This is a genomic window from Micromonospora sp. NPDC047187, assembly GCF_040643355.1.
GTDB lineage: Bacteria > Actinomycetota > Actinomycetes > Mycobacteriales > Micromonosporaceae > Micromonospora > Micromonospora salmantinae.
On record NZ_JBEYUF010000031.1, the window covers coordinates 1 to 22,009 of the forward strand.

The 22,009-nt window shown below is 71.2% G+C and carries 21 protein-coding genes; 10 read left to right on the forward strand and 11 right to left on the reverse strand.

Going from position 1 to position 22,009, the window contains the following annotated elements; translation table 11 throughout:
* Positions 1-121: 121 nt before the first annotated feature.
* Together ABZ794_RS30265 and ABZ794_RS30270 are read right to left on the reverse strand one after the other, a co-directional pair.
* On the reverse strand, positions 122-1,630 hold the full coding sequence (locus tag ABZ794_RS30265; RefSeq protein ID WP_357518768.1) for a DUF1996 domain-containing protein: 1,509 nt from the start codon (positions 1,628-1,630) through the stop codon (positions 122-124).
* 248 nt (positions 1,631-1,878) lie between these two features.
* Positions 1,879-2,889, reverse strand: coding sequence for a saccharopine dehydrogenase NADP-binding domain-containing protein (locus ABZ794_RS30270; RefSeq protein ID WP_357518770.1), 1,011 nt, complete (start codon positions 2,887-2,889; stop codon positions 1,879-1,881).
* Positions 2,890-2,982: 93 nt separating this feature from the next.
* On the opposite strand from ABZ794_RS30270, the gene ABZ794_RS30275 reads away from it, so the two are divergent.
* Entirely contained in the window at positions 2,983-3,921 is a 939-nt protein-coding gene (locus ABZ794_RS30275; RefSeq protein WP_357518772.1) for a helix-turn-helix domain-containing protein, read from the forward strand.
* 76 nt (positions 3,922-3,997) lie between these two features.
* Here the strand turns inward: ABZ794_RS30275 and ABZ794_RS30280 are convergent, their stop codons facing one another.
* The 3 genes from ABZ794_RS30280 to ABZ794_RS30290 form a co-directional block, all read right to left on the reverse strand.
* The gene (locus tag ABZ794_RS30280) at positions 3,998-4,744 is read right to left on the reverse strand and encodes an SDR family oxidoreductase (RefSeq protein ID WP_357518774.1); all 747 of its coding nucleotides are present in this window, start codon (positions 4,742-4,744) and stop codon (positions 3,998-4,000) included.
* A gap of 91 nt (positions 4,745-4,835) precedes the next feature.
* The gene (locus tag ABZ794_RS30285; RefSeq protein WP_357518776.1) at positions 4,836-5,093 is read right to left on the reverse strand and encodes a hypothetical protein; all 258 of its coding nucleotides are present in this window, start codon (positions 5,091-5,093) and stop codon (positions 4,836-4,838) included.
* A 150-nt stretch (positions 5,094-5,243) separates the two neighbouring features.
* Entirely contained in the window at positions 5,244-5,933 is a 690-nt protein-coding gene (locus ABZ794_RS30290; RefSeq protein WP_357518778.1) for a maleylpyruvate isomerase family mycothiol-dependent enzyme, read from the reverse strand.
* 79 nt (positions 5,934-6,012) lie between these two features.
* Between ABZ794_RS30290 and ABZ794_RS30295 the strand changes: the two genes are divergently transcribed.
* A complete protein-coding gene (locus tag ABZ794_RS30295; protein WP_210784301.1) occupies positions 6,013-6,672 on the forward strand; it encodes a TetR/AcrR family transcriptional regulator C-terminal domain-containing protein in 660 nt (219 codons plus the stop codon).
* Here the strand turns inward: ABZ794_RS30295 and ABZ794_RS30300 are convergent.
* The 3 genes from ABZ794_RS30300 to ABZ794_RS30310 all read right to left on the reverse strand — a co-directional run bounded on the left by ABZ794_RS30300 (position 6,669) and on the right by ABZ794_RS30310 (position 10,199).
* Positions 6,669-8,711, reverse strand: a complete 2,043-nt coding sequence (locus ABZ794_RS30300; protein ID WP_210784346.1) for an amylo-alpha-1,6-glucosidase — start codon at positions 8,709-8,711, stop codon at positions 6,669-6,671. The two genes, ABZ794_RS30295 and ABZ794_RS30300, sit on opposite strands and share 4 nt — an antisense overlap.
* Positions 8,712-8,723: 12 nt before the next feature.
* Positions 8,724-9,086, reverse strand: a complete 363-nt coding sequence (locus tag ABZ794_RS30305; protein WP_210784303.1) for an SCP2 sterol-binding domain-containing protein — start codon at positions 9,084-9,086, stop codon at positions 8,724-8,726.
* 81 nt (positions 9,087-9,167) lie between these two features.
* Positions 9,168-10,199 carry a carboxypeptidase-like regulatory domain-containing protein gene (locus ABZ794_RS30310; RefSeq protein ID WP_210784305.1) on the reverse strand — a complete coding sequence of 344 codons (1,032 nt, stop codon included), beginning with the start codon at positions 10,197-10,199 and terminating at the stop codon, positions 9,168-9,170.
* 243 nt (positions 10,200-10,442) lie between these two features.
* Here ABZ794_RS30310 and ABZ794_RS30315 point away from each other — a divergent pair, with 243 nt between their 5' ends.
* From ABZ794_RS30315 to ABZ794_RS30330, 4 genes are all read left to right on the forward strand, one after another.
* Complete coding sequence (locus ABZ794_RS30315) at positions 10,443-11,393, forward strand: SRPBCC family protein (RefSeq protein ID WP_210784308.1); 951 nt, start codon at positions 10,443-10,445, stop codon at positions 11,391-11,393.
* A gap of 29 nt (positions 11,394-11,422) precedes the next feature.
* The gene (locus ABZ794_RS30320; protein WP_210784310.1) at positions 11,423-12,595 is read left to right on the forward strand and encodes a zinc-dependent alcohol dehydrogenase; all 1,173 of its coding nucleotides are present in this window, start codon (positions 11,423-11,425) and stop codon (positions 12,593-12,595) included.
* Between the two features lie 136 nt (positions 12,596-12,731).
* Positions 12,732-13,217 (forward strand): GNAT family N-acetyltransferase, encoded by a 486-nt coding sequence (locus ABZ794_RS30325; RefSeq protein ID WP_357518781.1) that lies wholly within the window; start codon positions 12,732-12,734, stop codon positions 13,215-13,217.
* A gap of 306 nt (positions 13,218-13,523) precedes the next feature.
* A complete protein-coding gene (locus ABZ794_RS30330) occupies positions 13,524-13,910 on the forward strand; it encodes a DUF2267 domain-containing protein (RefSeq protein WP_210784314.1) in 387 nt (128 codons plus the stop codon).
* Positions 13,911-14,006: 96 nt separating this feature from the next.
* On the opposite strand, the gene ABZ794_RS30335 is transcribed toward ABZ794_RS30330, so the two are convergent.
* On the reverse strand, positions 14,007-14,984 hold the full coding sequence (locus tag ABZ794_RS30335) for an LD-carboxypeptidase (protein ID WP_357518784.1): 978 nt from the start codon (positions 14,982-14,984) through the stop codon (positions 14,007-14,009).
* A gap of 213 nt (positions 14,985-15,197) precedes the next feature.
* Positions 15,198-16,676 carry a glutamate--cysteine ligase gene (locus tag ABZ794_RS30340; protein WP_210784320.1) on the reverse strand — a complete coding sequence of 493 codons (1,479 nt, stop codon included), beginning with the start codon at positions 16,674-16,676 and terminating at the stop codon, positions 15,198-15,200.
* Positions 16,677-16,828: 152 nt separating this feature from the next.
* On the opposite strand from ABZ794_RS30340, the gene ABZ794_RS30345 reads away from it, so the two are divergent.
* Positions 16,829-17,167, forward strand: coding sequence for a DUF3817 domain-containing protein (locus tag ABZ794_RS30345; protein ID WP_210784347.1), 339 nt, complete (start codon positions 16,829-16,831; stop codon positions 17,165-17,167).
* Positions 17,168-17,227: 60 nt separating this feature from the next.
* Here ABZ794_RS30345 and ABZ794_RS30350 read toward each other — a convergent pair whose 3' ends face one another.
* Positions 17,228-17,776 carry a hypothetical protein gene (locus tag ABZ794_RS30350; protein ID WP_210784348.1) on the reverse strand — a complete coding sequence of 183 codons (549 nt, stop codon included), beginning with the start codon at positions 17,774-17,776 and terminating at the stop codon, positions 17,228-17,230.
* Positions 17,777-17,918: 142 nt separating this feature from the next.
* Here ABZ794_RS30350 and ABZ794_RS30355 point away from each other — a divergent pair, with 142 nt between their 5' ends.
* The 3 genes from ABZ794_RS30355 to ABZ794_RS30365 are packed head-to-tail and all read left to right on the forward strand — an operon-like array spanning position 17,919 to position 21,928.
* A complete protein-coding gene (locus ABZ794_RS30355) occupies positions 17,919-19,043 on the forward strand; it encodes a Vms1/Ankzf1 family peptidyl-tRNA hydrolase (RefSeq protein ID WP_357518786.1) in 1,125 nt (374 codons plus the stop codon).
* On the forward strand, positions 19,036-20,790 hold the full coding sequence (locus tag ABZ794_RS30360) for a thiamine pyrophosphate-binding protein (RefSeq protein WP_238689709.1): 1,755 nt from the start codon (positions 19,036-19,038) through the stop codon (positions 20,788-20,790). The genes ABZ794_RS30355 and ABZ794_RS30360 overlap by 8 nt, the downstream gene beginning before the upstream one ends.
* Before the next feature lie 49 nt (positions 20,791-20,839).
* Entirely contained in the window at positions 20,840-21,928 is a 1,089-nt protein-coding gene (locus tag ABZ794_RS30365) for an iron-containing redox enzyme family protein (RefSeq protein ID WP_357518788.1), read from the forward strand.
* Positions 21,929-22,009: the final 81 nt, after the last annotated feature.

Consider the following 22,009-nt stretch of genomic DNA (forward strand, 5'->3'; position numbering starts at 1 on the left):
TGAGCGCGTCTTCCACGGCCACGGGGTGCCGATGGTTTATCTCAGCTTCGCTGTTGGTTTGTTTTGACGCACGCCCCCCCGGATCTGTGGGGGGGCCCGTCCGTCAATACGGAGGCGGCGGTCAGCCGCCGGCGAAGGTCGTGTCGACGCCGCACTTGGCGTTCTGGTTGAGGCACGACTTCACCAGGTCGCCGAGACGCTCCGGCTCCCAGGCGTTCATGAAGTCGCCGTGCATTGACGACGGCTTGCCGGAGGAGAGGCTGAGGCCGTCACCGCCCAGCGACTCGTAGTTGACCATGAAGGAGAGATCCGGCACGGCCACCGGGTACTTGCCGGTGCAGACGCCGTTCACCGGGTCGCCCATGTGCGACTTGTGATCGGGTGAGTCGATGTTCTTGCCGTCCCAGCAGTCCTTGAACACGAGCTGGAAGATCAGGTTGCCGCCGGGGGCGCACCTCGGCCAGTTGCCGTCGGCGCTGCGGCCGATCTCGGCGCTGCCCGCGCACCAGAACTGGTTGCTGCCGGCGTTCTTCGGAGTGTCGACCTGCCGCTTGGCGTCGCCTTCGACCACCACCAGGCCCGGCGGGAAGGGCTTCACCGTCGACGGGTCCTTGACCCGCGAGCCGTAGTAGACGCGCATGCTCTTGATTGGCACGGCCTTGCCGTCCTTGCGCAGCTCCGGGGTCCAGTAGGCGCTCTTGTCCCCGGGGGCGTTGCAGGTGTTCACCGCGGCGAACAGCTTGTCCGTCGTGGTGAAGGCGTCGATCTTCGGGCCGAAGAAGGTGTGCATGTGCGAGGCGCCCGAGAGGTTCGGCAGGACGATCGGGTCGTCCGGGGCGGAATTCGCGACGCCGCAGTCGGTGTGGAACTCCGGCACCCGGGTGGTGCCCGGCGGCACCGCCTTCGGCCTGATGGCGTTGAAGGCGGCCAGTTCCCTGCTCCACTTGGCCTGGTCGACAGGCACCCAGCCGCCGGCCGGTGCGCTCGGCGGGACGGACGTCGACGGGGACGCGGACGCGGTGGAACTCGGCGTGGCCGAGGGGGTGGCCGACGTGCTCGGCGTGGCCGAGGCGCTCGGCGACGTGCCCGTCGCGGGGCCGAACGTGAACCAGTTCAGGTTCACGAAATCCGACGTCGAGGTGCTCTTCATGACCGCGAAGACGGTCTGCGCGCCGGCCGGCACGGCGGGCGCCTTCGCGGTGACGGTCGTCCATTTCTGCCAACCGCCGGTCTGGGTGATCGGGAAGCTGGCCAGCAGTGGGCCGTTCTGCGCGCCGAGGCGCAACTCGACGGTGCCGCCGGCGGCGTTGTGCGAGGCGACCCGGGCCGTCAGGTCGACGCCCGTTACCGACACACCGTCGAAGCGCAGCCAGTCGCCGCTGGCCAGCCAGCCAACGTTACGGCCTCCGTCGGCGTCGCCGGTGCCCTCGGTCTGTGCCCCGGACTGTGCCGCGAAGCCCTCTGCCTGCACCCGGCCGGGCACGGCGACCTCTTCGGCCTGGGCGCCGGCGATGTAGATGCCGCTACCGGCCAATGCGGCGACGACCGCAGAGGCGAGCGTGATGCGAGTGAGGCGACGACGCTTTCGTGCCCGATCCGGCGGTGCGACGTGCGCGGGGGGAGTCCGCATTACCAGTGGTTTCCTTCGAGTCGACGATAAAGCTCTGTCGGAAGGAGTATGTGCACGTCAGGGGCCTGCATCAACTCGCGGGGAAAGAATTAAGGAGGCCGGTCGACAAGTGCCCTGGCAGCCAGCGCGGCGGCCCCCGATGACAGTTTTTCGCTCGTACAGCCTTAAGTTTCTTTTAAGTCCCGTCGCCCCGTTCTGGTTCGATGATTACAGATTTCGCGTAACGAATTGTGGCCGAATTCTCGACCTCAGTCACTGACCGGTTCGACGCGGATGGCCGGCGACAGCGCGCGCAGGAAGTCGGCCGCGTCGAACATCTCGCCGGCGGAGGCGACGCCGCTGGTCCTCGTCCGACCATCGAGGACGCGCCCGACCGCCTCCACGGCCAGGGGCGCGCTGACGGCGTAGATGTCCCGGCCACTGGCCACGACACGGCGGCGCACGTCGCCGCGACGCACTATGACGTCGACAGTGAACGTCTGCGCGGACCGGCCCAGCCCGTCGACCGCGACCGGTGCCGCCGCGGCGCCCAGGTCGGTGGCGGCGTCGACGGTCATGTAGGTGCGAACCTCGGGAATGGCCAGGTGGCGGGGGATGGTGACGACGTCGGCCATGGTGAACTCCCCGAGGACGGTCCGCCGGCCCAACGGCGCGGGGAAGTCCCAGTCCACCCTCGGCAGCTCCCCGCCGGACTGGTACTCCAACCGGCCGCCGGTGTAGCGGACCCGGCGGCCGGCGCGGCGCTCGCGGGAGACGACGCCTGCGGCGACCGTCCCGGCCGTCGGGTGCCAGCTGCTCAGTCCGTACGCGACGTGCGCCTCGTCGGCCGACGTCCAGTCGCCCATCGCCGTCGTCGCGAGCAGGTCACCGAGCCCGCCGAAGAAGGCCATCGCCGGGACCACCGCGACACCGGCCGCCCGGGCGCGTTCGGCGAAGTGCGTGAACGTGTCGAGGTTGGCCTCGATCTCGGCCGCCACGTCCACGTACGGGATCCCGGCGCGCAGCGCGGCATCGATCACACCGGCGGCGGTGGACGCGAACGGGCCGGCGCAGTTGATGACCGCGTCCACGCCGGTCAGCGCCGCGTCGAGCGAGGCCGGATCGTCGACCGACGCCACCCGGTAGCCGGCCCCGAACGCCGCCAGCCGGCGCGGGTCGCGGCCCACCGGCAGAGCACCGAACCCGCGCTCGCGCAGCTCCGCCATCACGAACCGTCCGGTGTGCCCGTACGCCCCGAACACCGCCACGCTGTGGCCCATCGTTGCCCCCTCGAAGATCGACTGGGCCCAGTCTTTCGCAGCTGCCGACGACCGACCAGTGTCGGGAACGCCAATCCCCGTACAGTTTCGGACATGGCCCTTGTCGCGATCGCCGCCACCGACGGGATGCTGCACTTCGAGCTGGCTCTTGCCTGCGAGGTCTTCGCCCACGACCCCTCTGGCCTGGCCGACCCCTGGTACGACGTGGCGATCTGCGGCCCCGCCCCGGTCCGGATCGGCCGCTTCCTGCTGGCGCCCGACGACGGGTTGGACCGGCTCGCCCGCGGCGACACCGTGATCATCCCGTCGGTCGAGGACGTCGACGCTGACGTACCCGCCGACCTGCTCGACGCGGTCCGCGCGGCCCACCGGGCGGGCGCCCGGATGGTCTCGCTGTGCACCGGCGCGTTCGTGCTGGCCGCCGCCGGGGTGCTCGACGGGCTGCGGGCCACCACGCACTGGGCGCACGCCGAGGCGCTGGCCGCCCGCTATCCGCGGGTACGGGTCGACCCGGACGTGCTCTACGTCGACAACGGCACCGTGCTCGCCTCCGCCGGGAAGGCCGCCGCGATCGACCTGTGCCTGCACCTGATCCGCCGCGACCACGGCTCGACCGTCGCGAACGCCGTCGCCCGCCGCCTGGTCGTGCCACCGCACCGCGCCGGTGGTCAGGCCCAGTACGTCACCACCCCGGTGCCCGCCCGTGACGACCACCCGCTGGTCACCCTGTTTCCCTGGGCCCTGGCCCGCCTGGACCGGCCGCTGACCGTCGAGGACCTGGCCCGGCAGGCGAACATGAGCTCACGCAACCTGGCCCGCCACTTCCGTTCGGCCACCGGCACCACACCACTGCTGTGGCTGTCGACGCAGCGGATCCGCCGCGCCCAGGAGTTGCTGGAGCAGACCGACCACAGCATCGACGCCATCGCCGAGGCGGCCGGCATGGGCACCGCCGCGACGCTGCGTCGGCACTTCCACCGCACCGTCGGCGTGCCCCCGGACGCGTACCGGCGTACCTTCCGCAGCGCCTGAGCGCACGGCCTCCCCGGCCGCCCCGAGGAATGGGCGGCCGGGGAGCCCATGGTCAGGCCAGCGCAGGCTGACTCGCTCAGACGGCGGTGCGGCCACCGTCGGCGTCCAGAATCACGCCGGTGACGAACCGTGCCTCGTCGCTGACGAGGAACGCGATGACGGCGGCGATGTCCTCCGGATCGGCGACGAAACCCAGCGGGGCCTGTGCCGCGAGCTGTTCCAGCACCTCGCCCAGGGCCGCGGATCCGGGAGTGCGGGTCGGGCCGGGGCGCACGGAGTTCACGCGCACTCCCGCCGGGCCGAACTCGGCTGCCCAGCTCTTGGTCAGCAGGTCCAGGGCGGCTTTGCTGGCGCCGTAGACCGACAGGCCCGGGAGGGCGACTTCGGCGGCGAGGGTGGAGACGTTGACGATCGCCCCACCGCCTCGTGCCGCCATGGCGGGTGCAAGGTTCGCGACCAGATAGAACGGCGCCTTCAGGTTGGTGCCCAGTACCGCGTCGAAGGTCGACTCCTCGGTGCCCGCGGTCGGTCCACCGGCCCCGATCGCCGCGTTGTTGACCAGGATGTCGAGGCTTCCGCCCGCCGACTCGGCGGCCTGGGTGGCCTTGGCCGCGAGTGCTACAGCGGATTGCGCGTCGCGGAGATCGGCGGCGACGAAGTCGGCCTCTCCGCCCCCGGCGCGGATCTCCTCCACCACTTCCAGTCCTCGTTCGGCGTTGCGCCCGGAGACGATGACACGGACACCAGCGCGAGCGAGCTTGAGTGCGGTGGCGCGGCCGATTCCGCTCGTCGAGCCGGTGATGAGGGCAGTCTTGGTTTCCATGGAAACTCCTTGCTGGGCGGTCTCAGATGGGCTTGATGGGTGCGACGGTGCGGCGCGGTCCAGGTTTGAACGTGGACGCGTCACAGGTTCTTCAGGAAGGTGATGCGGTCGGCCATGGCGCTGCGTGCCACCCGGGACTCAGTGCAAGGGTGTGCCCGTCCGCGGACGGCACTGTGAAGTCGACGACGTCGACACTGTTGTCGGGTGTGACGGCGGCCGCCAACCCGCCATAGACGGCATCGATGGTGGCCCGTCGAGTCCTCCAGTCACCGACGACGGGTGGTGTCGGTGGGGCGGCGGCGGCGATCGCGCCGACCGCCTCGAGAAGTTCGTTGTCGATGCTGAGCACTCGGATCCTCTACCTTCCAACGTCTGATACGTACAACGTACGTAAGCGTGACTCGCGTACGTTGTACGTGTCAAGTGATGTCGAGCACGCCGCTGTCGAGGGCTGGTCGGAGCAGCGCGGCGGGTTCGACGGTGTGGGGCCGCGCGCGCTTCAGAGTCGGTTCGCCAGGATGGCGACGCCGCTGCCCGACAGGTTCGGGATGGCGTGGTGTCGACCGGCGAGAACGGAGATGATGCTCTCGGCGGTGCCGACGACTTCGGGGGCGCCGGCAGATGAACGCGACCAGTTCGTGTCGGTGGTGCGGAACGCGATGCCGTTGGCCCGCGCGACCGCGGGGATGAACGGGTTGGGCACGCGTGTCTCGACGGTGAGGACCGCGTCGGCCACCGGCGGCGCCAGGACGCCGGACCGGCCGAGCGTGAATGCGATGTCGAGGTGGTGTACGACGTGGTCGCCGAGCAGTAGCGGTGCCGGCAGTAGACGTCCGATACCTCGTGGACGCGCCCGGAAGCGGTCGAACACGTCGATCAATTCCGGGGCGGTGCTTTGGCTGGCGTACTCGCGACTCAGGAGGTCGTTCGAGGCATCGAACGACCAGCGCCGCCGCCCCATTGTCAGCAGCAGCCGGGATGGCGGCAGGTGCAGGCCGAGCGCGAGGTGGGCGAGCACAACCTTGTTGGTCCAGCCCGCACAGAGGCTGGGCCGCTCCCACTCTTCATCGGTCAGAGTGCGGGCGAAGGCGACGAAGGCGTCATCCTGCTGCTGAGCCAGGTCACGCCATCCCGTTCCCGTTTTCCGGCTGGCCCGGAATGTCGGGCGCTCCGAGTTTCTAGTGATCATGAATCTCCTCCGGCATGCGTACGTTGTACGTATAGTACCGTCTGATACGTACGCCGTACCCTCCGGGAGAGCAGCCAGCATGAGAGCCCGTTTCACCCTCACGGACATCCAGCAACACGCGCTGGTGATCGTCGACCGGGATGGCTTGGCCGGGCTCACCATGCGCTCCCTCGCGGCGTCGCTGAAAACCGGCGCCATGACTCTCTACAACTACGTCGACAGCCGCGAAGCCCTCGAGGAACTCGTGGTCGACGCCGTCGCCGCCCGAGTCCAGATACCGAAGCCGACCGACGATTGGCTGGCCGACACGCGTGCCGTGGCTACCGCCATGTGGCGGACCTTCCGCGCGCACCCGGCGGTCATCCCGCTCATACTCACCCGCCGCACGTCTTCCCGAGCCAGCCTCGCTCCAGCCGAGGCGCTCGCGGCAGCACTTGCGCGCGGAGGCTTGGACGGCGTCGACCTGTTCGTCGCGTTCCGCGCCGTCTCGGCGTTTGTCACGGGTATTGCGCAGAACGAGCTGGCCGGTGCGCTCACGCGCGAGAAGGATCCCGCCTCCGCCGCCCGTCGCGTCGAAGCGCTTGCGCACGGTGCTCTGCCGACCCTCGCCGAACTGGCCCCGGTCGGGGCCGTGTACACCGGCCAGGAATTCGAGCGCGGACTCACGCTCATCCTCAACGGCATCACGCACACTCCCCGCCCGTTCAGCCCTCACGATCAAGCAGGCCACGGTGGCTAACGCTGGTCGGGGCGTTGGCGGGCGAACGCGTCGCGCTTGCCCCAACGGCCGGGGATGTCCAGGAGCGCGATCCGCCCGAAGGTGCTGGGCAGCGCGGGGTCCACGGCCAGGTGGTCCTCGTGCGGGTTGATACCGAGCATGGTGCGGATCAGCAGCATGCAGGCTCCGCTGGACCACGCCTGCGGACTGCCGGCGGTCGGGTACCGGATCGGGAACCGGGTGGTGTCGCGGTCGAACCCGCCGAACGCCTCGGGTAGCCGGCCCTCGAAGTAGGTGGCGGCGGAGAGGATGCCCTCGGCGATGCGGGCCGCCTCGTTGCCGAAGCCGTAACGGCGCAGCCCCCAGGCGATGAACGAGTTGTCGAACGGCCAGACCGTGCCGTTGTGGTAGCCGAGCGGGTTGTAGCGGCGCTGCCCCTCGGCGAACGTCCGCACCCCCCAACCCGAGAAGAGCGCCGGCCCCATCAGGTGCTCGACCACCCGCGCAGCCCGCTCCGGTGGCACGATGCCGCTCCACAACAGGTGCCCGATGTTGGACGACAGGCTGTCCACGGGAGTGCCGTCGTGGTCGAGGGCGAGGGCGTAGAAGCCGCGGTCCTCAAGCCAGAAGTCCCGGTTGAACCGGTCGTACAGGGCCGCCGCCTCGCTCTCCAGCCGCTCGGCGTAGGCAGTGTCGCCCCAGAAGGTGCGGGCCAGTCGTGCCCCCCGGATCTTCGCGTCGTAGGCGTACCCCTGGGTTTCGCAGGTGGCCCTCGGGAAGCCCGGCAGCCGGCCGTCGGCGTAGGAGATGCTGTCCCAGGAGTCCTTCCAGCACTGGTTGTCCAGGCCGGTGGCGCGGTTGCGTCGCTGGTACCAAACGTAGCCGGTGGAGGTCAGGTCCGCGTACAGGTCGATCCAGGCCAGGGCCGCTCGGGCCTCCTGCTCCAACTCCATCACCAGCGCGGTGTCGCCGCTCCACCGCTCGTACTCGTCGAGCAGCACCACGAACAGCGGTGAGGCGTCCACAGTGCCGTAGTACGGGGAGTGTGGCTGCTCCTCGAACGCGGCCGACTCCCCGTAGCGCAGCTCGTGCAGGATCCGGCCCGGGTCCTCCTCCAACACGTCGTCGGTCCGGGTGCCCTGCAACGACCCGAGGATCCGCAGTGTCGGTGGGGTCAGCGACGGGGTGATCGGCAGGGTTTGCAGGCAGGTCAACAGGCTGTCGCGACCGAACAGGGTCATGAACCAGGGCAACCCGGCCGCGGGCACACTCGCCCCGCCGAGCGAGAGCGGGGCGAAGCGCAGCGCCGCCAGGTCCACCAGGCTGCGGCGGTAGACCTGCTGGAGGCCGACGCTCTCGGTGTCCAGGGTCGGGGCCGCCGCGACCCAGGCCTGCACGCTGGCAGGCAGGGTGGAGTCGTCCGGCCGTAGGGCCCGCAGGGCGGAGCGCAGGTCGACGCCGTCCGGACGCAGCGCCAACATGACTGCCTGCAACCGGGTGGACCACTGCTGCCCGGGGCGCAGTCGGACCGCGAACCGGAGTCCGCCCGGGTCGAACTCCGCGGGTTCGCTCGCCGACACGACGACCTCACGTCGGTAGGTGGCGCGCCGGTAACCCAGGCGCAACTCGTTCGGGCCGACGTGCGTGTAGTGCTCGCCGGACTTGTCGCCGATGTCGAACTTGATCTCGAAGATGTCGGCGAAGTCGGCGGCCACCTCCAGACGTACGTCGAGCGTCATGTCCCGCTCGCCGTAATTGAAGATCGTCAGCGACTCGGTGAGGTCCGGGCCGATGCGCCTGCGCCGAATGGCCGACACGTCGGCCTCCACGTAGTCCACCGCCGCGCCGGGCACCGCGAAGAACGTGACCTCGAAGTACTGGCTGTCGTCCACCGACAGCGCGGTCATGCACTCGCCGTTGACGGTGAGCCTCCAACGGGACAGGAAGCGCGTGTCAGCGGCGAAGAGGCCGACCGGGGTGCTCGGGGACGACTGCACGTCGCCGCTGGCGTCGGACACCATGAAGGTGTTCCCGTCGATGCACGCCACAGTGCCCGCGATGTCCCTCATCCGTCACGTCCCACTGTCGGGATCCTCGCGCTGAAGCCGCCCGGCCTCTCGCGGAAACAGCCGCCCGATACGCAACGCCAGGGCGAGATCACCGTCGACCATGATCTCGCCCCGGGTGATCGCCGCCAGCCCGTTCACCTCGCCCCGCGCCATCGCCTCCGCGACCTGCGCGGACACCTGGATCACAGTGGTGGCGGGGGCATCGCTTCGGGTAACCCGCATCCGGCCATGATCGATGTCCAGCCGCCACTGCTCCACGTTGCCGTCGTCGCGGATGTCGAATCGCACGCTGCCACAGACCTTGCTGAACCGTGGATCCTGGCCAGCGACCGTCAACCGCTCGAAGAAGGCGCTGGTCTCCGACATCCCACCTCCTCCGGGCGCTGGTAAGAGCGGATGCCGGCTACCCGCTGCCGCGCACTCCTAACGCCGGGGTGGTGCCCTTGTTCAGGGTGCGAGCGACAAGCGGGTCCCGAGGTTGAAGTCCACCACGACCGGCGCCCGGCGTACCCGCACGGCAGTCGCGGCGTCGAAGCCGGCAGCGTCCCGGTGCCAGACCGGCGGGGTGTACGCGCAGTCGCAACGTAGCTTCACCCGCTGCCCGGGGAGCAGGCGCAGGGCGTAACTGTCACCCACGTCCGCGACGCCGGCCAGGTCCCCGGTGGCCGCGTCGAACGCGATCACCTGGGCGTAGGTGAGCAGCTCGTCGACCCGTACCGCCCCGGTGAGCGGCGTCCCCGCCGGCAGCGCCTGGTTCAGCGTCGCCGTCTGTTGGGCGCGGACCCGCACCGGCCGCGCCTGCTGCCGACCGCCCACCCCACCGGACCACACCGTGGCCAGCCCGGCGGCGGCGAACTGCACGGGCCAGTGGTACGGGCCGAGGCCGGTGATCGTGTAACGGCCCTCCTCGTCCGTGGTCGGGCCGTGGTCGCCGTACTTCGGGTGCGGCACGTAGGGCACCACCATGACCAGCGCACGGGGGACCGGCGCGCCCGTCGCCGCGTCGGTCACCACTCCGACGACGGTGCCCGGCGGGTCGAGCCGGATGACCGGCGCGCTGGTCACCACGCCGGGCCGCACCTGAATCACCTGTGCCCGCTCGCGCTCACCGGTGCCGCCGCGCCGGCCGACCCATTGCAAGCCGTGCTCCGTCGTGTCGTAAGGGCTCACCAGCAGCCGGTACCTCCCCGGGGCGACGTCCCCGGTCACCAGGACGCCCTGCTCATCGGCGCAACCCCCGTAGCGTCCGAGTTGGTCCTCACCGATGCTGACCGCAGACAACGCAGCGGCGTCCACCGGGACGAGCGCCGCGCAGGCCCGGGGGACCGGTGCGCCGGTCGCCGCGTCGCGCACCACGGTGCGGACGCCGCCGGGCGCGGACGACCCGGGGGTACGCGCGGCGGCCGGGGCGGCGGCCTCCCCGACGAGCAGTGCGACGGCGATGGTGGCGGTCAGGTGGCGCAGCAGAGCACGGCTCATCGGGATGTCCTTCCGGCGGCGCGGCGGTTTGGGCAGACCGTAACGGCGTTCAGGTGATCCAAATCGGTCAATGTCGCGATGCCGACCGTCGCCGCACGGCGTTCCCACCCCACACCGACCGCAACGGACGTTCTGCCCCGAACCCGGCGCATGTGGCACTGGTAAGACATAGCGTCACGGGGGCGGGGACCACCGCCGCCCTCGCTGCGGACCGGCGGCGACGCCCACCGGAAGGGACCGGACATGAGTCGTGTCGACACTGTGCTCCTGCCGGAGCTGGACGGGCCGGTGCCGGCGACGCTGCCGAGCGCGCTCGGCCTGCTGAGCCTGGCCCTGGGAGTGGGCGCGCTGGTCGCGCCCGGTCCCCTCGCGCGACTGACCGGGGTGGACGACTCCCCGGCCGCGCGGTCCGTGCTTCCGGCCATCGGCCTACGGGAGTTGGGCAGCGGCGCCGGCCTGCTCAGTGGCCGTCGCCCGGCCGGCTGGGCCTGGAGCCGGGTGGCCGGCGACGCCATGGACCTCACACTGCTCGGGCGGGCCCTCGCCGACCGCGACGGTGAACGCCGCCGCCGGGTCGCGCTGACCACCCTCGCCATCGCCGGCATCACCGCCGTCGACGTGCTCGCCGCCGTACGCGTCGGGCGCGCTCGACGGGCCCGCGCCCGGGTGATCAGGATGCAGATCGCGGTGACGGTGAACCGGTCGCCCGCCGAGGCGTACCGGTTCTGGCGGGACATGGAGAACCTGCCCCGATTCATGGCGCACCTGGAGTCCGTCCGCGCCGACGACCTGCGCCGCTCGCACTGGATCGCCCGTGGCCCGGCCGGGCACCGCGTCGAGTGGGACGCCGAGATCATCGACGACCAGCCGAACAAGTCGATCACCTGGCGGTCGCTGCCGGGGACCCGGGTGCCCAACGCCGGCCGGGTCCGGTTCGTGCCCGCGCCGGGCGACCGGGGCACCGAGGTACGGGTGGAGCTGCGCTACGCGCCGCCGGCCGGCGCGCTCGGACGAGCGGTGGCGAAGCTCTTCGGTGAGGAACCCGAGCAGCAGGTCCGCGACGACCTGCGCCGGTTCAAGCAGGTGCTGGAAACCGGCGAGGTCGTCCGCTCCGAGGGCAGCCCCAACGGCATCTCCGTACGCCAACAGGCCATGCAGCGACCCGCCCAGCCGCTGCCGGCGTCCCGCCGCTGACCGCCCGAGCTCTCCGAAAGGGACCGAGAATGAAGGCCACCGCCTGGATGGGCACCGACAGCGTCAAGGTCATCGACGTACCCGACCCGAAGATCATGAACGCCCGGGACGCGATCGTCCGGATCAGCACCACCGCGATCTGCGGCTCCGACCTGCACCTCTACCACGGCTACATCCCCGCGATGCGCAAGGGCGACATCCTCGGCCACGAGTTCATGGGCGAGGTGGTGGAGGTGGGCCCGCAGGTCCGCAACCTCGCCCCCGGCGACCGGGTGGTGGTGCCCTTCCCGATCGCCTGCGGGCACTGCTCGTCCTGCCAGCGCGGCCTCTACTCGGTCTGCGAGAACTCCAACCCGAACGCCGGCATCGCCGAGAAGATCATGGGGCACTCGCCGGCCGGCATCTTCGGCTACTCGCACCTGCTCGGCGGCTACGCCGGTGGCCAGGCCGAGTACGCCCGGGTGCCGTTCGCCGACGTCGGCCCGGTCAAGGTGCCCGACGAGATCAGCGACGACCAGGCGGTCATGCTGGCCGACGTGTTCCCGACCGGCTACATGGGCGCCGAGATGTGCGACATCAAACCCGGGCAGGTGATCGCCGTCTGGGGCGCCGGGCCGGTCGGGCTGCTCGCCGCGGCCAGCGCCCGGCTGCTCGGCGCGGAGCGGGTGATCGTCATCGACCGGTTCCCGTACCGGCTGCGGCTGGCCGAGGAGCACATCGACGCCGAGACGATCAACTACGAGGAAGTCGACGTGCTGGACACCCTCAACGAGATGACCGCCGGCCGGGGCCCCGACGCGTGCATCGACGCGGTGGGCCTGGAGGGCCACCACGGCAACGCCGCCCTGTACGCGTACGACCGGGCCAAGCAGGCCGCGCGAGTCGAGACGGAACGGCCGTTCGCGCTGCGGCAGGCGATCCTCGCCTGCCGCTCCGGCGGGGTGGTCTCGGTCGTCGGCGCGTACGGCGGTTTCGTCGACAAGTTCCCGATGGGCGCGTTCATGAACCGCTCGCTGGTCATGCGGACCGGTCAGTGCCACGTCCAGCGCTACACCCGGCCGCTACTGGAACGCATCCAGCGCGGCGAGATCGACCCGAGCTTCATCGTCAGCCACCGGATGCCGCTGCGTGACGCCCCGAAGGGCTACAAGATCTTCCAGAAGAAGCAGGACGACTGCACGAAGGTGCTGCTCAAGGCCTGACCGGTGCGCGTGGGCCGGCCGGCCGGGTAGATCGGGGCGCGCTGCCTTTGGAGCTGATGTCGTAGACGATTCACCCGCACCGGCCGGCCCGGCCGGGAGGGCCCAGGGCGTGGCCATCCGTGGGTAGCCTCGCGTCATGCCGAACGACAATCATCAAGGTCAGATTCGGGCAGACGTCCGCGCGGGGACGCCTGCCGACGCCGTGGCGTTGGCAGGCCTTCGATGGCGGCGGCTGACCGAGGAGGGCGGCTACACCGGCAATGATCACGACGACTTCGTGGAGCTGTTCGCCACGTGGGTCACCGAGCATCTGTCGACCCACCGGCCGTTCGTCGCCGAGGTCGACGGCGACGTGGTCGGAATGGCCTGGCTGATGATCGCTGACCGGGTGCCGGCACCCACGCACCGGCACCGTCGGACCGGGGACGTCCAAGCGGTGTACGTGGTGCCGGAGCTGCGCGACAGCGGGATCGGCGCGGCCCTGCTGACCCTGGTGCTGGCCGAGGCGCGCGAGCTAGGCCTGGAACACGTGACCGTCCACTCCAGCGAACGGGCGATGCCCCTGTATCAGCGGGTGGGTTTCCAGCACGGCCAGACCTGGCTCAGCTGGCAATCCGAGTGACGTGACCGGCGTGTCGTCGATGGAGGGCGCGGACACGGGGTGTCCACGGGGGACGCTGGCCGGACCTGAACGACCCGGAGCAGTTGGCGCGCAACGAGGTGCGGGTCGCCGCCGCGATATACCACGACGACATGTCCTCGACCGGCTGATCCGCCTGGTTCGCGCGAGATGTGAGCCGTGCCCGCCCGATGACGCGAAGTCCGGGTCGACGGGTGACCCCGTTTGCGGCCAGGGAGCCTGGGAACTCGCCCCGTTCGTCCGCCGGCAGGGCCCGACGGCCGGTCGAGGAGACGGAAGGAGCGGGTCATGGAGTACGAGCAGATGATCGCCACGGTACGGCGGCGCGCGGGCCTCGGGGAGAACGAGGCCGTGCGGTCCGTACAGGCCGTTCTGTCGGTGCTCGGCGAACGGCTCGCCGGACAGGAGGCCGACAACCTGGCGGCACAGCTACCGGATCGGCTGGACGCGTCGGTCACCCGTAATCCGCAGGGCCGCCGGTGGGACATCGGTGAGTTCCTGAAGCACGTCGGCGACCGGGAGCAGGTCGCGGACGCGGACCAGGTGCGTCTACACGCCCAGGCGGTGTTGCGGACCGTCGCCGAGGCGCTCAACGACGACGAGCGGCACGATCTGCTCGCCCAGCTTCCCGCCGGCATCATCGATCTCTTCGGTGTTCCCACCCCGCGCGGCTGAGCACCGCCCCCGCCGCAACCGGCGCGGAGCAGGTGAGGCTGGGGTCAGGTCTTGCGGACCGCGCTGGTGAAGCCGGCGACGAAGAGGGTGGCGAAGCTAGCGGGGACGGACTCCGGGCTCCACGGTCAGGGTCCCCGCCACGGCATCGATTGTGGCCCGCGAACCGAGCGGAACGGTGAGCTGGCCATTGCCGTGGCCCAGTCGGAGCCCACCGAGGACCGGTACGCCGAGGTCGTAGAGGCGATCCTTGAGCACCGCGGCCGCGTCCCACTCGTCGGGTCCACCGACGCTGTTGGTGATCTGGCCGATGACCACCCCGGCGACCCTGGACAGCACGCCCACCCGGCGCAACTCGGTCAGCATCCGGTCGATGCTGTACGGTGCCTCGTCCACGTCCTCGAAGAACAGGATGGCACCGTCGAACTTCGGGGCGTCGTCGGCGCCCAGCGATGTGGAGATCAGCGTGAGGCAGCCCCCGAGCAGGGAACCCGTCGCCCGTCCGGGCACCAGCACGGGGGCGGCCGTCTCGGCGGGATCCCGGGAGATGGTGACGGGGGCCGTCGTCATCACCGCCCGCCGGAGCGACTCGGCGCACTCCGGGCCGGTGCGGCTGTCGCTCCAGTTGACCATCGGGCCGTAGAACGTGGCCAGCCCGGTTTCGCGCCAGAGTCTGCCGTGGATGCTGGTGATGTCGCTGAACCCGACGACCACCCTGGGGTCGCGCCGAATGCCGGCCACGTCGATCTGATCGACGATCCGCTGGGTGCCGTAGCCGCCACGGGCGGCGAACACACCACGGACTCCGGGGTCGTTGAACGCGGCGTTCAGATCGGCCAGCCGCTGGGCATCCGTTCCGGCCAGATAGCCGTACCTGGCAAAGACGTGCGCGCCCAGCTCGACCTCCAGGCCCCAGCTTCGCAGGATCTCGATGCCGCGCGCCATGTTCGCGGGGTTGGGCGTGCCCCCGGGCGAGACGACCCGGACCCGGTCCCCGGGCGCCAGCGCCGGCGCGCGCAGCACCCGCTTCGGGCCGCCCGGCGCGGCCTGCGCCGCCTCGGCTGTGCCGACGAGCAAGGCCCCACCGGCAGCCGCCGCCCCGACACCCAGCACGTGCCGCCGGGAAAGGGCTTGGCTTGCGGATCTCGGGGTCGGGGTGCGGTCCGTTCCGGAAGTTGTCACGGGCGATCCCCTCATCGGCGTCGATGTCCGCGCCGCAACAGCCTACGACAAGGATCGATGCCTTGGGGTCCGCGAACGGTGTGGGCGGCCGGGGGGAGTGACGCCCAATCAGGGGATGGGCCACTCGTGCACCGGCCGGTTGCTGTGCATCAGGTCGACGTAGTGCCGGACCACCTCGCGCAGCGCCTCCGGCCGGTCCAGGTGGTCGGCCGACTCCAACCGGTGCAGCGTCTCCACCTGCCAGGTCGCGCCGTTGCGGCCAGCCAGGCAGCGCTGCTCGATGACGCCGAGCAACCGGTCACGCTCGGCCGGGTCGAGCCCCCACCGGTCCAGGCCGTGATGGGCCATCGGCAGCAACCGGCGCAACACCAACTCGGTGACGGGCAGGTAACCGAGACCGGGCCAGAACACCTGCGCGTCGATGCCGTGTCGGGCGCAGCTGGTGAAGTTCTCCTCGGCGGCGCTGAACGACATCTGCGACCACAGTGGCCGGTCCGACTCTGCGAGGGCGCGCACCAACCCGAAGTAGAAGGCGCCGTTGGCGATGGTGTCCAGCACGGTCGGGCCGGCGGGCAGCACCCGATTTTCCACCCGCAGGTGCGGCCGGCCCCGCGACACGTCGTACACCGGGCGGTTCCACCGGTAGACGGTGCCGTTGTGCAGGCGCAACTCGGCCAGATTGGGCACCTCGCCGGCCGCGAGGGCCTGCGCCGGGTCCTCCGGGTCGCACACCGGCAGCAGCGCCGGGAAGTAGCGCACGTTCTCCTCGAACAGGTCGAACACGCTGGTGATCCAGCGTTCGCCGAACCAGACCCGGGGGCGTACCCCCTGGGCTTTGATCTCCTCCGACCGGGTGTCGGTGGCCTGCTGGAACAGCGGGATGCGGGTCTCGCGCCACAGCTCCCGGCCGAAGAACAGCGGCGAATTCGCGCCGACCGCGACCTGGATGCCGGCCACCGCCTGGGCGGCGTTCCAGTAGTCGGCGAATTGGGCCGGGCTGACCTGAAGATGGAACTGGGTGCTGGTGCAGGCCGCCTCCGGGGTGATCGTGTCGGCGGTGACCGCCAAACGCTCCACCCCGCTGATGGCGATCGGCAGATCCTCGCCGCGGGCCGCGAAGATCTGCTCGTTGAGCAGCTTGTAGCGGGGATTGGCCGACAGCGTCTCGGCGGTCAGGTGCTCGGGGCGCAGCGTCGGCAGGATGCCGATCATGACCATGTGCGCGCCGACCGCCCGGGCCTTCACCTCGGCGGCGTTGAGGCTGGCCCGCACGTACTCCTCGAAGTCGGCGGTGCCGGTGCCGGTCAGCCGGCGCGGTGGCACGTTGATCTCGACGTTGAACTGGCCCAGCTCGGTCTGGAAACTCGGGTCGGCGATGGCCGCCAGCACGTCGGCGTTGCGCATCGCCGGATTCGACGCCTCGTCGACCAGGTTCAGCTCGATCTCCACGCCGGTCATCGGCCGGTCGAGGTCGAAGCGCGACTCGCGCAGCATCTCGGCGAAGACATCCAGGCAGCGGCGGACCTTGTCGCGGTAGCGGGCTCGATCCTCTCGACTGAAGGTTCGTACGCCGACGTCCTCGCCCATGGTCACCACCCCGTCACCGCTGGTCCCCTAACCTCGCACGTGATCGCCGGGCGGGGGAAGACCCGAGGACCCTTTCCTACCCACCTGCCCGCCCTGTTAGCCCAGCCAGGGCGGACCGATAGCATTGCGGGCCGAGAGGTGGTGGCGTGCGGATGCGCGAGAAGGTGACCCGGCTGTTCGTCGCGGCGGCGATCGCCGAGGCCTGCTCCTGGCTGGCGCTGCTGGTCGGCATGCTGGTCAAGTACGGTCCGCCGGACAACGAGCTGGGCGTCAAGATCTTCGGGCCGATACACGGCGGCCTGTTCGTCGCGTACGTCCTGCTGGTGCTTGCCGTGGCCCGGCTGCACCGGTGGAGCCTGCTGGCCACGGCGGTGGCCCTGGCCAGCGCGGTGCCGCCGTTCGCCACCCTGGCCTTCGAGCGCTGGGCCCGTCGCCGGGGCATGCTCGCCGTCGACAGGCAGCCTGCCCGCGAGCCCGCCCCGGTCGGCTGAGCCGCCGACCCGCCCGCGCACTCATCCCGATCGGCTGAACCGCCGACCCGCCGGCCCTGATCAGGTCAGCGCGGAGCAGGCCGCGATGCCGGCCACCAGCAGCGTGCCCAGGAACGCCTGCAACAGCAGTGGCGGCCCGAGATGCGACCAGAGCGTCGCCGTACGCGGGGTCAGCAACTGCCCGGTGGTGAGGTTGACGATCTGCTCGATCCGGGGCGGCAGCTCCGGGTCGCGTTGCGGGCGCACTGTGAGCTGCACCTGGTCCGCCGGGTGCAGGGCGCTCTGCGGCAGGTGACCGTGCAGCTCCACCTCGCAGAGCTGACCGGCGGTGTTGCGGAGCCGCACCGGGGTGACCAGGTACTCCGGACCCTGCTTCAGCTCCTTCCAGCGACGGCGGGTGCCGCCGCCGCCGAACGAGAAGAGCGAGCGCAGCAGCAGGGCGGGCAGCCGGGCGAAGGCCGCCGCGGCGAGCACCGCCACCAGCACCGGTTGACCGATGCGCACCTCACGGGTGTAGCCGTCGAGCAGGCGGACGAGCCGCCCGGTGACGATTCGTTCCGTCGGGTGCACGATCCGTCGGGTATCGAGTCCGCTGTCCATTTCCACCACCGAGAGTCCGCGTGTGTTCACAGATCGTATCGACGTCCTCGGTTGAACGACGTGAATGAAACCTGGTCACGGGCTCACGGCCGCGAGGTGACAACCCCGGCGACCCGGGTAAGCGGGGGGCCGAGCTGGAAAGGGGTCGAGCATGCAGCTGTCCTTCCTGCGCCCGCTCTACGACCGTCCCGGGCCGTGGTGCTCGGTGTATCTGGACGCCTCCGCGGACACGGAGGACGCCCATCCCGCGTTGGATCTGCGCTGGCGTGCCCTGGAACGCAGCCTGGCCGAACAGGGGGCGGACGAGGCGAACATCGCCGCGCTGGACCGGGTGGTCCGAGGTCATGATCCGATGGTCGGGGACTACGGCCTGGCGCTCTTCGCAAGTCACGGCCAGGTGGTGCTGTCCGAGTACCTGTCCGCACCGCCACTGCGGGACCTGGCCCACGTGGGGCCGCTGCCGCACGTGATGCCGCTGCTCGCCCAGCGCGGTGAGCAGGTGGCCTGGGTGCGTGTGATCGCCGACCGGCTCGGCGCCGACGCGATGGCGGTCAGCGCCGGCGGGGTGCCCCGGCGGGCGCACGTCGCCGGCCGGGACGAGTACCCGCTGCGACGGGCGAAGCCCGGCGGCTGGTCCCAGTCGCGCTACCAGCGGGCGGCCATGGAGGCGTGGCACCAGAACGCCGGCGATGTCACCGCGGCGACCGTGCAGCTGGCCGACCGGGTCGGCGCGGACGTGGTGGTGGTCGCCGGTGACGTCCGGGCCACCGGAATGATCGCCGCCCAGATGCCGGAGCGCTGGCAGGACCTGGTGGTCCGTACCGATGCCGGGTCACGGGCCGGCGGCGCCGACCAGACGATGCTGGACGACCTCACCGTGCAGACCATCGCGGAGATCGCCGACCAGCGGATCAGCGACGCGCTGGACAAGTTCGGCGTGCAGGAGGACGTGGGCGGCGGGCTTGACGCCGTCGTCTCGGCCCTACAACGCAACCAGGTCGACATGATGCTCATCGTGGACGACCCGTCGGCCAACGGTGAGCTGTGGATCGGCGCGGAACCCACCGAGATCGCCGTCGACCCGGGACAGCTGGCCGCCATGTCGGTCGCCGACCCGCAGCGGGTACGCGCCGACGCGGCGCTGGTCCGAGCGCTCGTGGGCACCGACGCGGCACTGACGGTGCTCGGCGCCGACGAGGCGCCCGACCTCACCGACGGCGTCGGCGCGGTACTGCGCTACGTCGACCCCGGCACACCGGGGCGCGGCAATGGTTGACCGAACGGTTGCGGACGTCGTGGTGGAGCGGCTGCTGGCCTGGCGAGTGCCCCGCGCCTTCGGGTACCCGGGCGAGGCGATCGCTCCACTGGTCGACGCGCTGGACCGCACCGGCGGCGAGCCGGCGTTCATTCCGGCCCGGCACGAGGAGACCGCCTCGTTCATGGCCACCGGGCACGCCAAGTTCACCGGCGGCATCGGGGTCTGCCTCGCCACCCAGGGCCCCAGCGCCGTCCAGCTGCTCAACGGCCTCTACGACGCCAAGCTGGACAGCAAGCCGGTGGTGGCCATCGTCGGGGAGGACATCTCCGGGCCGCTCGGCGGCGCGCACCAGGAGATCGGGCTGAGCCGGCTCTTCGGGGACGTGTGCAACCAGTTCGTCCGGTACGGCCGCAACCCCGACGAGGTGGCGGCGCTGCTGGACCAGGCGTTCCGGACGGCGGCGGCGACCCGCAGCCCGACGTGCGTGGTGCTGCCCCGACAGTTGCAGGAGGCGCTGGTGCCCGACCTGCAGTCGTACGGCGCCGGGGTGATCACGGCGACCCCCGGCGAACCGCTGGCCCGGGTCCTGCCGCACGAGGTGGACCTGGACGCCGCCGCGCAGCTGCTCGGCGGCGGCCAGCGGACCGCGATCCTGGTGGGCCAGGGTGGTCGGGACGCGGCCGCCGAGATCATCGAGATCGCCGACCGGCTGGGCGCCGGCCTGGCCACCTCGCTGCTCGGCAAGCCGGTGCTCGACGAGCGGTTGCCGTTCCACACCGGGGTGCTCGGCGAGGTCGGCACCCCGGCGGCGGCCGAGCTGATGGGTGGTTGCGACACGCTGCTGATGGTCGGCACCAACGACCCGTGGACCGACTACTTCCCGATGCCCGAGCAGGCGCGCACGGTGCAGATCGACATCGACGGACGCCGGATCGGCACCCGCTACCCGGCCGACGTGCCGCTGGTCGGTGATGCCGCCGAGACGCTGCGGGCGCTGCTGAGCCGACTGCGCGGCCGGCCCGAACAGCAGTGGCGCGCCACGGTGGAGAGTTCGGTGGACCGCTGGCGGGAGGTCGCCGCCGAGCGGGCCGCCGCCGCCGCGGACCCGGTCAACCCGCAGCTCGTCCTGCAGGAGTTGTCCGCCCGGATGCCGGGCACCGGCGCTGTCGCCGTCGACGTCGGCTCGGTTCTCTACTGGTACGCCCGGCACCTCACCCTGCCGCCGGGGGTCAACGCGCAGCTGTGCGGAACCCTCGGTTCGATGGGCTGCGCGCTGCCGTACGCGGTGGCGGCCAAGCTCGCCGCGCCCGACCAGCCGGTGGTCGCGCTGGTGGGTGACGGGGCGATGCAGCTCAACGGGCTCGCCGAACTGATCACCGTCTCGCACCTGTGGCAGCAGTGGCGCGACCCGCGGCTGGTGGTGCTGGTGCTCAACAACCGGGATCACAACGGCATGGGTGGCGGGCGACAACCGTCGTCCGATCCGACCCACCGCCGCCCCGACGTGCCGTACGCCGGGTGGGCCCGGCTGCTGGGGCTGCACGGGGTGCGGGTGGACCGCCCGGAGCTGGTCGGCGCGGCCTGGGACGAGGCCCTCGCCGCGGACCGTCCCTGCGTACTGGAGGCAGTCGTCGACCCGGCGGTGTCGCTGGCACCGCCGGAACCCTCCTTCGCCGACCTGCGGGGCCTGTACGCCGAGGGCGCTCCGGCCCGGAAGGTCCGCGAGCAGGTGGAGGTCACCGCGAACGCCGACGACCTCGTTTAGCCACCCCGGACCAGGGCATGAGTAGCGGCCCGACGACGCTGGAGGTCCCATGTCCGAGCCCGCCGACCGCCGCTACGGTCCCGCGACCCTGCCGACGGCACGGGGTCCGCTCTCCGCGGCGGTCGTGAAGGCTCTGCGGCACCCACCGTACGACCTGCCGGCCGATCTCGGCGTCGACCTCCACCCGGCGGACCCGATCATCGACGAGGACCTGCAGCTGACGCTGTTCCTCTGCTACGAGCTGCACTACCGGGGCTGGCTCGGGGTGGACGAGTCGTGGGAGTGGCAGCCGACGCTGCTGGCGCTGCGTGCCCGCTGCGAACGGGTCTTCGAGGCGGCGCTGCGTCGGCTGGTCGGCGCGCCGTCGGTGCCCGCCGCCGGGGTGGCGGCCGGCCTGGCCGAGCTGGTCGCGGCCGACGACGGTCCGGCGCTGGCCGCGACGCTGCAACGCCGCGCCGACCTCACCCAGTTCCGCGAGTTCGTCGTCCACCGCTCCGTCTACCACCTGCGGGAGGCGGACCCGCACAGTTGGGCGCTGCCCCGCCTCGGCGGTCCGGCCAAGGCCGCGCTCGTGGAAATCCAGACCGACGAGTACGGCAACGGGCGGCTGGACCGGATGCACGCCGAGCTGTTCCGAAGCACCCTCGACCGGCTGGGCCTGGACACCGGTTACGGCACCCACATCGACGTGGCGCCTGCGGTGACGTTGGCGACCAACAACCTGATGTCGCTGTTCGGGCTGCACCGACGGTTGCGCGGCGCGCTGCTCGGGCACCTGGCCGCGTTCGAGATGACCTCCTCTCAGCCCAACCGCCGCTACGGCAACGGGTTGCGCCGGCTCGGCTTCGACGAGATGGCCACCCGCTTCTACGACGAGCACGTCGAGGCCGACGCGGTGCACGAGCAGATCGCCGCGCACGACATGTGCGGCGGGCTGGTCCGCGTCGAGCCGGCCCTCGCCTCGGATGTGCTCTTCGGCGCGGCGGCCGGGCTCGCGGTGGACCGGCTGTTCGCCGCGCACCTGCTGGACAGCTGGGCCGCCGGCCGTAGCTCACTGCGCGCACCCGCCCCGCCGGCCGTGCCGCCCAAGGTCTCGCTTGTCGCGCCGCCCGAGGTGGCCCCGCCCGCGCTCGTCTGATCCGAGGGGCTTGTCACGTCCGGGAAGCCGACGGGTGGATCACGCGCGGGCGTGTGGGGGTCGGCGGGCTTAGACGACCGG